The organism is Quyinboa sediminis, from assembly GCF_042219855.1.
In the GTDB taxonomy this organism is placed as follows: domain Bacteria; phylum Bacteroidota; class Bacteroidia; order Bacteroidales; family UBA5342; genus JBHJHP01.
On the sequence record NZ_JBHJHP010000003.1, the window covers coordinates 44,562 to 57,549 of the forward strand.

Genomic DNA, 12,988 nt, shown 5'->3' on the forward strand with positions numbered 1-12,988 from the left:
AAGGTGAAGCAAAAGTCATGCCTGTTTGTAAGATTTATAAGGATGGTTAAATTTGTCACAATAATCTTAAAATAAGTTCTTTTCATGCAAGAACCGGTTATAGAATTCGCAAAAGAAATACGGAATGCTGTTCCTGATTTGATGTTGGGTGATATCGTATGTGCCGTAAAAAACACGGAGTTTAATCCCGAACTGTGGAACGAAATACAGGATTATGCTTCTGAGTTGAGAACAAGACTAAGAATAGAGGATGTGAAGAATATACCGTCAATTCATGCTACACGTTTTGCTTACAAAGCATGCGGCAAAGATCCCAACAGATACCGGCCATCTGCTGAACAGTTGCATCGCCGGATTCTACAGGGAAAGGACCTTTATCAGATTTCAACACTGGTGGACCTTATCAATATGGTTTCCCTCAAAACAGGCTATTCAATTGGTGGTTTTGATTATGATTCTGTTGCTGGTAAACTGCAATACGGTATCGGTATGCCGAATGAAAAGTATGAGGGAATTGGTAGGGGAGAACTTAATATTGAAGGTTTACCGGTATTAAGAGATGAACTTGGTGGAATAGGAACACCTACCAGTGATGAGATGAGAACCAGAATCAGGATTGATTCAAGGTATTTGCTCATGAACATTAATGCATTTGACGGGGATTCTGAGAAGTTAAAGAATGCTGTAGACTTATCAGTATCACTTCTGGAAAAATACGTATCTGCTGAAATATACTTTATAACGGTAAACCGTTAAAGCTTTCTAACTGAAGAAATAACGGAAAACAGGTATGTTCACTTTTATGGTTTTCCGTGAAAAATAATATAAAAAAAGGTTGTAAGTTTGGAATATCAATTAACACCAGATACCCTATACTTAAATGTAATAAAAGCGCCACCAGTAAGTGATGGCGTTTTTATTTTTATTCATAATGCTTAATTGCAGTCCTGATCGTATCCGTCACTATTCCAGCAATGCCAGTCTTCATCGTTAAAGAATGATGGTGATTTTACCTGACCATCAAATACGGAACGATTCCACCGAATGTTGACATCTACAAAATCTGATACCTGATCATTAAAAATATGGATGTCATAATAGGCGTTGTAGTATTCCTGTGTTCGGCCATGGTGTATATATGCTCCTGAATTCTTTTCCGGTTGTCTTTCATCATTTAATTCGCGTACAATGGTGAACTGTATGTCACCAACCTCATCGTCTTCGTATTTCCAGTCAATACGCAGCATCTTTTCAGGGAATTCATTATTCCGGTTTAAAACCCAATAGCCGCCGCTTCTGTCTGTTGCCGATTTTCCGCTGTACCACATAAATTCATTAAATGCACCGATTCCTGTTTTTGTAATATACATTTTCCACTCCACGGAATCCGTTATAATTTCTCCTGTTAACCTTGCGGTATACGCTCCGCTGAAGCCTTCAACAGTGTAAGTCCATTCCCACATTTTTTCACCTGTTTTGACTGGAATATGGCTGAATGCAGTTTTGAAAGACGCGACCGGCACGGCAAGATTTACATAAAGAACGGTGTTCCAGAATGCAATGTTTAATCCGGCATATGCATGATTTATAATTGTTCCTTCTGTTATTTCTGCTGATTTTGTTGATGTAAATGAACTGAAATCCATTTCCATACTATTTTCCGGTGGCAGAACCAAAGCATCTTCCTTTTTAGTACAGGATGCTATGATAAGCGCTAACAATAAAAGTAATGTTAATTTTTTCATGACACGACGTATTTATTGATATTAATTTAAACAAAATTAATAAATAATTTACAATAAAACTAGTGGTCTGTCAGAAAAGGTTCGCCGTTTATGGAGATCAGAGTTTTTAATTTAGTATCAATGATCTGGTTTTTTTGAGTTGCCCGTGCACTGATAACAGGAATGTAATGCTCTCCGTATCCATTAAATCCTTTATTTGAGCTTGTCTCTGTTAAAACTTTTTCTGTTTTGCCGATAAAACGTTTCAGGTAATTCAATTTGTTTTCATCGGATAAGTCACGAATAATCTTACTGCGTTCTTCTTTTAATTTTTCGTTAACATGATCCTCCATGCGATCCGCACGGGTTCCGGTCCGCCGGCTGTATTTAAAGGTGTGAATATGACTAAATTCTGCCTGACGGGCTACGGCGACTGTTTTTTGAAAATCTTCCTCATTTTCGCCTGGAAAGCCAACGATGATATCTGTCGTGAAATTGAAATCCGGATATTTTGTTTTAAACGATTCTATCACTCTCATATATGTGGATATATCGTACATTCTGCGCATCCTGAGTAAAACCTTATCTGAGCCACTTTGTAAGCAGAGATGGAGGTGGGGCATCAGTTTTTCGTGCTGGAACAGATTAGCAAACCGTTCTGTAAAGCCATCCGGTTCCAGTGATGAAATTCTGAGTCGAAAGTCTTCCGGCATATCCAGAATTTTTTCGATCAGATCTTCAAAGGTATTTCCTTCATATGAATATCGGCCAATATTGACGCCGGTCAGCACAATTTCTTTAAACCCGTTTTCCAGATTTTGTCTGATGTTATCAATAACTTTTTCAGGTGCGCGGCTTACAGCTCTTCCTCTTACCGCAGGAATGATACAAAAGGTACACATGTTGTCACATCCATCCTGTATTTTAATCATGCTTCTGGTGTGAAACATCTGTTGGGCTGAACCATATGAAAAGGTATCCGGTTTCAGGTATTGCTCAGGAAAGATTTCACCTCTGAAATGTGCATCAAGCAAATTGGGAATGCTGGTTTTATTTTCATTTTTAACCAGGTATGAAATTACATCTTTCTCTTTTAAGCGTTCTTCATGATTATTGACCATACATCCGGTTACTACCAGTACAGGCTTATTTTTGTGTTTGCCTGCACGATTAATGTAATAGCCTGATTTCTGGTCACTCTGCCCTGTTACAGTACATGTATTGATGACATAGGCATCTGCAGCATGATTAAAATCAACCACCTCATATCCTTTTTCATTGAATGCCGTGGCCAGTGCTTCTGTTTCATACTGATTCAGACGGCATCCAAGTGTTTTGAATGCTACTTTCTTCTGCATTGTGTTTGGTTTGATCCGGATGTCCTATCCGGCAATAAGTGCATTTATTAGTTCTCCTTCAATTGAGAAAGCCCTGGAAGATGTTACTTTAACGGTAACGATAGAACCGATCATTCCCGGATCATCTTCTTTTATCTGGACATTGATTTTTCCCTCTGTCAGTCCGGTCATGTATCCCTCCCTGCGATGTTTTCCGGTAATCAGAACATCAACAGATTTACCTTCAAGCGATTTATTGTACGTTTCACTTACCTGTTTCAAATCTTCAGATAACTGATGAAGTCTTTGTTTTTTTATATCAAGCGGGATGTCGTCCTGCCATCTGGAGCTAACAGCTCCCGGACGCGGTGAATACATGGCAATATAAGCCATGTTATATTGAAATTCTTTAAGAATTGCACGGGTGTTTTCAAACTGTTCATCTGTTTCACCCGTAAAGCCAACGATAATATCCGTAAATAATGTTGCCTGCGGGATAACCTTTTTTATTTCATTCACCAGTTTCCTGTATTCTTCCACACTGTGCTTTCGGTTCATTTTAATTAAAACCTTGTCATCGCCTGACTGGACCGGTAAATGTACCTGTTTGGCAAGACACTTATATCTGGCCATAACATGAAAAACATCAGCTTGCATATCCCTTGGATGCGGAGATGTAAAATAGACCCAGAATTTTTTGCCGGATGCATCTCCCATTTTACCAATTTCTTCCAGAAGCTGAGCAAAGGACAATTCATCTCCTTTTTTGTCAAGACCATATGAATTGACATTCTGTCCCAGAATTGTGATCGATTTGTAATTATGGTCTATTAAATATTTTACTTCATCGAGTATTTCCTGCGATGGTCTGGATACCTCCCGTCCCCGTGTATATGGTACAGCACAGAAAGTACAAAACTTGTCGCAGCCATTCTGAATCGGTACAAAGGCTTCATATGCAGACTTATAGTTCGGTTCGATATGCCAGAATGTGGAGAGATTGTTATTGACTTTGAATGCAAAGTTTGTATTTAAACTTGCAGGTGTAACAATTCCATATTGTGAAATAATTTCAGGAAGCTTTGGAAGCTCACTCATCTGGAAGACAATATCGAAAAGATTCAGGAATTTCTCCTTGTCAGAAGGAAGTATACAGCCTGATATAAAAGTGATCAGGTTTTTGTGGTTCTTCCACTTGTTCCATTTATGTATCCTTGAATAGACCTTGTCAATTGCTTTTTGTCTGACAGAACAGGCCAGAATTCCTATTACCTGGGCATCCTCTTCCTTATCCGTCCATTGATAGCCCATCTCCTCAAATACTGCCGTGACCCTTTCACCATCGGAAAGGTTCATCTGACAACCCAGCGTTTCTAAATGAAATTTCATTATACGTTAAAATAATCTGTAAAAGACACAGACGAAATTATTGGTGTTTGTTTTCTATGATAAATTAAAAAAGTGTTATCCGTCACCTCAGATCAAAAATACACTTCTGTGTGAATCTGTTCCTGGCTTACGCCCTTATCTTTAAGGATATCAAATACGTCGTAAATCATATTTGAATTGCCACATAAAAAGTATTCAGAGTTTTTATCTGCACCATGTCTGCTGAGGTAATCTGTTACCCGACCGTAAAAGTCCCCTTCAGATTCCCTTGATGTACATTGTATATAGCGGTAAGGATGATAAGCATGCCGGTCGAACGACTCAAAACTGTATTTTACGCCATGCAATACCATGTAATCCAGTTTGGGATTGCTCCTTATTAGACTGTGGCACGGTGAAATGCCGGTTCCCGATGCAATAAAAATTATTTTTTTGTCCCGGGGAGTGCCATTCAAAATGAAATGTCCATATGGTCCCTCTATCTCCACCTCATCTCCGGGCTTTAAGCGATGTAGTTTTTTTGACACATCGCCTTCGAGAACTTCTTTGACCAGAACTTCAAGGTATTCATCATTTTCACCACTGTAGATTGAGTATTCTCTTTTCTGAATGTCGTCTTTTTTGCCTAAAGCCAGATATTGTCCGGACTGAAATGTAAATCCGTTCCGTTCAACCCTTAAAACATAAACAGTATCAGTAATTTCCCTTACTTCAATTACGTTATGCAAACTCCCTTTGTTCATCTGTTTTTAATTATTATTTAGACTACATCTAAACATTTGGCAAAAGTAATTGTTCAGACTCATAAATGCAAGTTGAGTAGCATTTTAAACCAGTTTTAGAAAACAGAGATGAGCTTAAAAAACGATACAATACGCCTTCCAAGATGGATGAAGGTGCCTATGCCCAAAGGGACAAATTATTCTCAGGTAAAAAACCTGATTCGCGAACATGATTTACATACCATCTGTACCAGTGGTAATTGTCCCAATAAAGGTGAATGCTGGAATGCAGGAACTGCTACATTCATGATTCTTGGTGATAAATGTACCAGGAATTGCCGGTTTTGTTATGTGGACCTGCAAAAACCGGATGAGGTGGACTGGGCTGAGCCATTGCGTCTGGCAAAAAGTATTCAGACCCTAAAACTGAAGCATGCTGTTATTACTTCCGTAGCTCGGGATGATCTGAAGGATGGTGGCGCAGAGTTCTGGGCACAGACTATCCGTGCAGTGAAACATCATAATCCTGGTTTAACCATGGAGGTTCTCATTCCCGATTTTGATGCCAAACCGGAATTGCTTGATATTGTGATCAAAGAAAAACCGGAAGTTATATCCCATAATATAGAAACTGTTGAACGTATTTCTCCGCACATCAGAAGCAAAGCTACCTACGAAAGGAGTCTGCGCGTATTGCGGTATATCGCTGATTCGGGATTAATTGCAAAATCAGGCCTGATGCTAGGGCTTGGTGAGACCGAGGAAGAGGTTATGCAGGCATTGCATGACATGCGGGAGTCTGGTGTTAACGTTGTGACAATCGGACAGTATCTGCCGCCATCGGAAAGGAATACCAAGCTGGTGGAATATGTAACACCTGAGGTATTTAAACACTATGAAGAAGTTGGCCTGGCAATGGGTTTCAGACACGTGGAAAGCGGACCGCTGGTGCGCTCTTCCTATCATGCAGAAAAGCATGTTTTATAAAATCAGAAGCTGTATTTAAAGCGAATATTAACCAAGTGTCCGATATTACCGAATTCGGCATCTGATGCGCCGTCAAATAGCTGTCCGATAAAGGAAAAATCAACATTCTGTGCCATGTTCCATGTTACGGAGGGGCTAAGGAAGAATGAACCATCAATGGGATTGATCATCCCGGACAAATCTGCATTAACAATAGGCGATAGGGGATAGCTGACCTGTCCGAAAAGAGACCAGCGCGCAAAGGATAATGTTTTCGGTGATAAATCCGTATTCAGTAGATAGTTTATATCCCCAAAAGAGCCCGTCCTGCCTTTGGAATTGTATAACAGTGCGGTGTGTACATAGAGACTGTTCGAAAACATATAGTCCAGGCTTATTGATCCTACAAACTGTTGTGCTGCAGATCCTGCAGAGTCCGGAGTGTAAAAAAAAGTTCCTTCGCCACGAAAACCTGCACCGTTGATGTCACCTGACCAGCCTCCACCCAACACAAGGTCCTGTCGCATTTTACCACTCAGGATCTGGAAATCGTAATTTAAGGCATTGAACCGGTACAAACCGGCTATGGACATTTTTTTGAAATTCTCCTCCATTTGGTATACCAGTTCAATTGAAGAAGCATAGCTGGTATAGTACTGAACCCGAACGGCATCAATGCCCGGCCGCTCTTCATAATCAAAATCGAAAAACGAAAAGGCATTAAAAATATCGTTTGGATTCCATACCAGGTTAACACCCCAGTTAATACGCTGTCTGCCGACTGTTACCTGCCAGTTCCCCCGGGAGTAATCCAGGTATAGCCGGTCAAGTGTAGTGTTTAGTATAAAATCAGGTGACTGGTCAATAACATTCCATGACATTTTGAAATAACCGTTGTCAGCTTTCATGATATTGGCATAATTAAAGCCTGAACCTATGGCGTACGAATCCCCGAGTTTAAGGAAGTCTCCCCATGTAAGACGGTTACGCATACCGGCATGGATAGTGAGGTATTCGTTGGCATAATAGTTGAAATTCAGCCGGTTATGAATCAGGCTGTTGGAAATTAAAGGAATGTCTTTAACTTTCCACAGGGTCTGCATATCCTTCAGATAGCCGTTTACTGTAAATTGCTGTGCTTTAATGATGCTGAATGGCAGGATCATCAGCACAATTATTGGTATAATCCGGTTATTGAACGTTGTTTTCACAAACACCTGGTATTTTATTTTTCCATATAAGCACCGGCCATATCCATTACACACATATGTCCATAATATGGGTGTGGTCCGTAAGCCACTCCAATAGCTGAAAAAGCATCGTTCATAATGTTTTTTCGGTGACCCCGACCCGGAACACCATCATCAATAAGCAGGGAGAGGACGATCCATCTTGCCGTGTTGTTGCCATAATCCACATTTTCTGCTGCTGTTTTCTGCCATTCACCATAGCGTTTCATTCGTTCAAACGGATTTGTGCCATCCCCGCCGGTATGGCCTACCTTGCCGGATTTCCCCTGATCGCGCATCAGGTCCTGCGAGGATCGTGTAAGTCCTTTTGAAGGATAAAGAACATCAACGGAATCCGCTTCATTCAATGCGTCCACACAGTCCAGCAGGGCGGATTTTCCTTCGGCTGTTATGACCGGAACCTGTCCGGGATACCTGAAGTAGAGACCTTCGTAAAACTGTAATAACGGCTTTACATATATTTCTGCGTACTTCTTTGGGTGGGTCCTTACCATGTTAATTTCAAGGATCACTTCTTTTTCGAGCTCCGATAAGTATTTTGCCGGTTCAGCTGTGTTCAGCTTTTTGATATCCCAGGTTGCCCTGGAGTTAACCTGTGCAAAAAATGAATCGGAAGGCATTAAAATTGACATCATAATGATTAGGGTTTTTGTTATGTTACTTCTACTTTTTTTCATCGCTTACAATCTTCCCGTCGTCCAGAACAATAACACGCCGGGCTTTGTCAACCACACGCTGGTCGTGTGTACTGAATATAAACGTTATATTTTCATCTTTATTTAACTTTTCCATGATTTCCAGTAAATTTCTGGTGGATTCTGAATCGAGGTTCGCTGTTGGTTCATCCGCAAGTACAAATTTGGGTTTTGAAGCCAGGGCTCTGGCGACGGCTACACGTTGTTGCTGACCACCGGACAGCTTATTCGGTCTGCTATCCAGGCGATCACCGAGGCCAACGGCTGAAAGCAGTTCCTGTACTCTTTTGTCACGTTCCTCTTTGGGTTTCTTTTGCAGATGCATGACAAATTCGGTATTTTCTTTTGCGGTCAGAACCGGAATAAGATTGTATGCCTGGAACACAAAGCCAATATTACGTAACCTGAAATCCACCATTTGCGATGGTGACAGACTTCCAATATCAGTACCGCCAATTCTGATATTACCGCTTGTGGGTTTGTCAAGCCCTCCCAGCATGTTCAGAAAAGTGGTTTTTCCGGATCCGGAGGGCCCGACGATCGCTGTAAATTCACCTTCCTCAATCTCAAGGTCGACACCTCGTACGGCGTGAACCTTGATTTCTGAATCATTGTATATTTTTTCGAGTTTCTTTACTTCAATTACTTTCATGACCAGTGATTTAAAGGTGTTACATATCTATTCTTAAGGCATCTGCCGGTTTTAGCTTAAGGGCTTTGCGCGCAGGCATAACTGAAGAAAGGATTGCTGTAAGGATTACCATAAGGGTAATGCCAAAGAAAAAATGCCATTCAATGCCCGGATAAATGACTGCTGCCCAACCCATGGCCTCCATACCCTCACCAACACTGCTGAGATTGATGCCTGTTCTTCCTGTAATATAAATAACTACCGCTCCAAGGATCATTCCGGCGATGGCGCCTACCAGTGTTAGAAAGATGGTTTCCAGCATAATCATGCTGAATACTTTTCGTTTGTTCATTCCGATGGCCAGAAGCATACCCAGTTCTTTCAATCGCTCAAGTATGGCCATCAACATGGTATTAATGATGCCAAAGGCCAGGGCAAAAAGGATAAATCCCATAATTATGTAATAGTAAAAATTCATATACTGAGAAAGCATCCCTGCATCGGGCGCCAGTTCTTTCCAATCCAGAATGCTCAGATCACTGAATTTATCCGTTAATGCATTTTTAAACTGTTTCAGATCGTTACCATTGTTAAGTATAACGGCTGTCTCGTGAAAAACGTTACTGTTAAAACCTGCTAAATCTAAAAGATCGTCATACCGCACATAGGCATTCATCTGATCGAACATGGTGTTTGTGGTTTTGTAAATGCCGCAAACACGGAAAGCCTGATAAACCATCTGGCCATCTTCCCCTGTGAATGTGAATACAATTTTTGTTCTAAGCCTGTAATGCCGTGATGTTTCAGTAATAACCCTCCCGAATTTATTCTGATCCTTCTTTGATAAAATCTCTTCCAGCTTACTTTGAAACAGTTTTTTTGTATTATATCTGGTGCCTTTTATGGTTTCAAGAATTGAGATTGCAGATGGTGGTACCTCCAGTTTATTCAGGCTGTCAAGCACTTCATCTGTTACAGTATAGGTTTTAATCCTGAGCTGTTCAGCTGTTTTATCACTGATCACCACCCTGTTTTTCTGATCCGGTTGCAGAAATGTTCCGCCGTCAGGCTGAATTTTCTGGTAAATGTCTGATACAGCTTCCTCATCCCGGAGATGGACACCCTGAAGTTTTAACCCCGTATTTCCTAAAGAGGTGGAAGCCATAGCCATAATTTTTAATCTGTTGGAATAAGCTTTTACTTCCGGCGAATTCTGTAAAAACTGTATGAGCTTATCCGGATGAGGCACAGTGTATTTGAGTTCCTCATTGATGAGATAATTTTTATTGTGAATCTGAAGGTGTGAAACTTCAGTGAAGATGGCAGATTTGATGCGTTGGTCTACCCAGCCTTTCATCAGACCGGCAGTAAAAACGCCTGCGATGGTTCCGATGGTAACTGCAATGATGACTACCAGGCTTCTTCGCTTACTGCGCCATACGTTTTTCCATGCTATTGACCAGATCATCTTTTCCTGTTTAATTTCTTAATGCTTTTATGGTGTCCAGTTTTAGGATACTTCTTACCGGGAACCAGCATGCCAGAACTACCATAATTATGATAATGATGCCCTGCATGTAAAAGTATTGTCCAAACCATTCCATGGGCATCACCGGATCCCATCCCATATCCTCCAGCATTTTTGCCATATCACCTCCAAGTTGAACCGGATGGTAATAGCCGGTTAAAATAACCGGAATACTGGCCAGCATGCCGGATGCTGCACCAATAAATCCCAAAAATGCCATTTCGAAGGCCAGAATTCCCGCCAGTTTGGATCGTTTCATGCCAATGGCTACAAGCATGCCGAACTCCCGTTTGCGTTCAGCCACCATCATGAGTACCGTTCCGAAAATGCCAAAAAACACTATAGCATACAGAATGCCCAGCATGATCTGCCCGCTTACGTTGTCACCTTCTATCTGTTGCTTGATGACCGGTATGAGCTCTTCCCAGTTTTTAACCACATAATTCTTTTTACCAATTTTTTCCTGAATAGCCAGCTGAGTCTTCTTCATCTCATCAGGATCCTTTAGGTTGATCGCCAGTGATGTTATATTTCCCTGCATCCCGAGGAAAGAATTGGCCTCTTTAAGGCTCATGTAAATCAGTTTATTATCCAGATCGGGAGAGGGAATACTTACAATCCCGCGTACCGGATAGACGCCAGCGGCACTTACTCCGTGATAACCCTGACCAAGCAGTACAACGGTATCTCCAACAGTGGCCTTCAGGTATCTTGCTAATCTGTCTGAAAGTAAAACTCCATTGTCCTCCTCTGTCAGATAGGAAGATTTGAAAGCTGTGGTTCCGGTGATGATATGCAGGTACTTTTTGATGTCTTCCTTTGAAAGCTGAAGGTCAAGTTCAATTCTTGAGGTTGTGGCATAAGAGTGATTTTTAAATTTTGCAATGTTTTTTTTGAGGTTATCAGGGAGCTGTTCTGTTTGCATTAGTTTGTTTACGGCATCAGGGGTGAAGCGATAATGAACCAGTTTTTGTTTCGGATTCGATAGTAATAATTCCTTTTCTGGTGAAATACCGATCAGCATAACCCCTTTGGACTGTGTGCCGTTTGAGGCCAGTGCAAACGATTCAATACGCGGTACGGAGGTCTGAACGTTCTCTATGCGGTTGATTTCATCGGCCAGGGTATCGGTATAGGTAAAAGAGTGATTGATGTTTGGATCGTTGAAATATTCCGGCTGCTGTATCTGCAGATATCCGGAGAATGATTCAATGCTTTGCTTAATCATATGGCCGTAGGTTCCCAGCTGAAATGAACGCATTACAATGGCAATAAATATTGAAAAAAAGATGGATGTGGCAGTAATCATGGTCCGCCGTCTGTTTCGCCATAAATTTCGCCATGCCAGTTTTATTATGTCATTCATAAATGATCATTTTATAATGTCACCTGATGCGTTTCATGTTTTGCTGAGAGAAAAAGTTGTTTTGAATCGGAATGTTGAATTCAATTTTTGTCAGTTCGACTACGGTTTTCTGATTGTCCTTGTCGGCCGGAATAATCTCAAAGCGGGTTGGGATAATACGACCGTCCATTTCCTTAATGTCGTATGCCAGTTCACTTCTTACCAGGTAGTTGTCTTCATCAAAATACTCCGTTTTCATCTGCAGATATTCTTTTTTTGATATCCATTGTACTACTTTACCCCATACAACAGCCGCATCAGGATTTGGAATCATTTCTATCCTGTAGCAGGCATGATTGTCAATGGTATCTTCACCAATTATATTGTGGGAATAATCCACTACGATGGAGGATTCCTTTAATATATCATCATTCGTGTAATCAGATCCCATCCAGCCCTGCGACATCATGGATGGTGGCAGTTTAATTAAGCGGCTTATTTTAGGATTCCAACTCCACATCTCATTGCCTTTTTTCATAAAAGCCTGTCCTTTTTCCTGTGCCGGGCCGGTGATGTATGTCAGTGAATTCTCTGTCCCTTCTGTCCAGCTCTTAAATTCAATAGTGCGTTCATACGTTGGACGCTGAATGGTCATCTTCATTTCAATGTAACTGGATTTCTCCCCTTCCATTTTGTCGTTGGCCTTTTTTACAATCGCTTTGGCATCCTGCGAGAAACTGTTGATGCAAAGTGAGGCCAAAACCGGTATAATCAGAATGCTGTGTTTCATGATGCTGGCTTTTTGCAGTATTTTTGAATTATCTCTTCCACAATTTCATCAATAGGGAACATGGCGGGGTTAAGCACATAATTAAAGGTGATCCCATCCAGTAAAGACCCAAACATTACAGCTTCAACCTGCGGGTTTTTAAACCCCATATTATGAAAATACCTCATCAGGCTGTGCATAAAGGTGATGATCATTTCTTTCATCTTAACCTGCAGTTTGTCTATTACGTCGGGTTGGATACTGACCTGAAAATAAAGTTTCCAGAAATTTGTATTTGCTTTTATCCTGTTGAATATTTCACGGATAAAGTACTCCATTTCATGAATTTCAAGTTCGCCATCCTTGTTGAGGTCGTATATTTCATTGATTTCTTCAAAGCCGATCTGCAGAATGCTTTCAAGCAGCTCATCCTTACTTTCAAAATAGTTGTAGAGCAGTCCTTTGGATATTCCTGCTTTTTTTGCAATCATGCTGATGCTGGTGTTGGCATATCCTTTATCTGCAAAAAGTGTGAGAGCAGCTTCAGAAATCAGTTTTATTTTTTCTGAACGTATCTCTTTATATTGATCCGGTGTTCTTGGTGACATTATTTTATTGACTGAACGGTTGGT

The 12,988-nt window shown here is 40.9% G+C and carries 13 protein-coding genes; 2 read left to right on the forward strand and 11 right to left on the reverse strand.

Going from position 1 to position 12,988, the window contains the following annotated elements; all coding sequences use genetic code 11:
- Positions 1–84: 84 nt before the first annotated feature.
- Positions 85–756 carry a B3/B4 domain-containing protein gene (locus ACE1EF_RS08215; RefSeq protein ID WP_375720162.1) on the forward strand — a complete coding sequence of 224 codons (672 nt, stop codon included), beginning with the start codon at positions 85–87 and terminating at the stop codon, positions 754–756.
- Positions 757–935: 179 nt separating this feature from the next.
- On the opposite strand, the gene ACE1EF_RS08220 is transcribed toward ACE1EF_RS08215, so the two are convergent.
- The 4 genes from ACE1EF_RS08220 to ACE1EF_RS08235 all read right to left on the reverse strand — a co-directional run bounded on the left by ACE1EF_RS08220 (position 936) and on the right by ACE1EF_RS08235 (position 5,193).
- Positions 936–1,745: a hypothetical protein gene (locus ACE1EF_RS08220; RefSeq protein WP_375720163.1), complete on the reverse strand. Its 810-nt coding sequence runs from the start codon at positions 1,743–1,745 to the stop codon at positions 936–938.
- A 59-nt stretch (positions 1,746–1,804) separates the two neighbouring features.
- Positions 1,805–3,082, reverse strand: a complete 1,278-nt coding sequence (gene mtaB / locus ACE1EF_RS08225; protein ID WP_375720164.1) for a tRNA (N(6)-L-threonylcarbamoyladenosine(37)-C(2))-methylthiotransferase MtaB — start codon at positions 3,080–3,082, stop codon at positions 1,805–1,807.
- A gap of 24 nt (positions 3,083–3,106) precedes the next feature.
- Positions 3,107–4,450 (reverse strand): tRNA (N6-isopentenyl adenosine(37)-C2)-methylthiotransferase MiaB, encoded by a 1,344-nt coding sequence (gene miaB, locus ACE1EF_RS08230; RefSeq protein WP_375720165.1) that lies wholly within the window; start codon positions 4,448–4,450, stop codon positions 3,107–3,109.
- A 92-nt stretch (positions 4,451–4,542) separates the two neighbouring features.
- Positions 4,543–5,193: an FAD-binding oxidoreductase gene (locus ACE1EF_RS08235; RefSeq protein ID WP_375720166.1), complete on the reverse strand. Its 651-nt coding sequence runs from the start codon at positions 5,191–5,193 to the stop codon at positions 4,543–4,545.
- Positions 5,194–5,301: 108 nt separating this feature from the next.
- Here ACE1EF_RS08235 and lipA point away from each other — a divergent pair, with 108 nt between their 5' ends.
- A complete protein-coding gene (gene lipA, locus ACE1EF_RS08240) occupies positions 5,302–6,159 on the forward strand; it encodes a lipoyl synthase (protein WP_375720167.1) in 858 nt (285 codons plus the stop codon).
- Between the two features lie 2 nt (positions 6,160–6,161).
- Here lipA and ACE1EF_RS08245 read toward each other — a convergent pair whose 3' ends face one another.
- Genes ACE1EF_RS08245 through ACE1EF_RS08275 form a run of 7 tightly spaced genes read right to left on the reverse strand, consistent with a single transcriptional unit; the run spans position 6,162 to position 12,964 of the window.
- The gene (locus ACE1EF_RS08245; protein WP_375720168.1) at positions 6,162–7,349 is read right to left on the reverse strand and encodes a hypothetical protein; all 1,188 of its coding nucleotides are present in this window, start codon (positions 7,347–7,349) and stop codon (positions 6,162–6,164) included.
- 14 nt (positions 7,350–7,363) lie between these two features.
- Positions 7,364–8,023: a CAP domain-containing protein gene (locus ACE1EF_RS08250; RefSeq protein ID WP_375720169.1), complete on the reverse strand. Its 660-nt coding sequence runs from the start codon at positions 8,021–8,023 to the stop codon at positions 7,364–7,366.
- Between the two features lie 28 nt (positions 8,024–8,051).
- A complete protein-coding gene (locus ACE1EF_RS08255; protein ID WP_375720170.1) occupies positions 8,052–8,735 on the reverse strand; it encodes an ABC transporter ATP-binding protein in 684 nt (227 codons plus the stop codon).
- A 19-nt stretch (positions 8,736–8,754) separates the two neighbouring features.
- Entirely contained in the window at positions 8,755–10,182 is a 1,428-nt protein-coding gene (locus tag ACE1EF_RS08260) for an ABC transporter permease (RefSeq protein WP_375720171.1), read from the reverse strand.
- A gap of 10 nt (positions 10,183–10,192) precedes the next feature.
- Positions 10,193–11,608: an ABC transporter permease gene (locus ACE1EF_RS08265; protein ID WP_375720172.1), complete on the reverse strand. Its 1,416-nt coding sequence runs from the start codon at positions 11,606–11,608 to the stop codon at positions 10,193–10,195.
- 19 nt (positions 11,609–11,627) lie between these two features.
- Positions 11,628–12,377, reverse strand: a complete 750-nt coding sequence (locus tag ACE1EF_RS08270; protein WP_375720173.1) for an outer membrane lipoprotein-sorting protein — start codon at positions 12,375–12,377, stop codon at positions 11,628–11,630.
- The gene (locus ACE1EF_RS08275; RefSeq protein ID WP_375720174.1) at positions 12,374–12,964 is read right to left on the reverse strand and encodes a TetR/AcrR family transcriptional regulator; all 591 of its coding nucleotides are present in this window, start codon (positions 12,962–12,964) and stop codon (positions 12,374–12,376) included. Before ACE1EF_RS08275 ends, ACE1EF_RS08270 begins: the two co-directional genes overlap by 4 nt.
- Between the last annotated feature and the right edge of the window lie 24 nt (positions 12,965–12,988).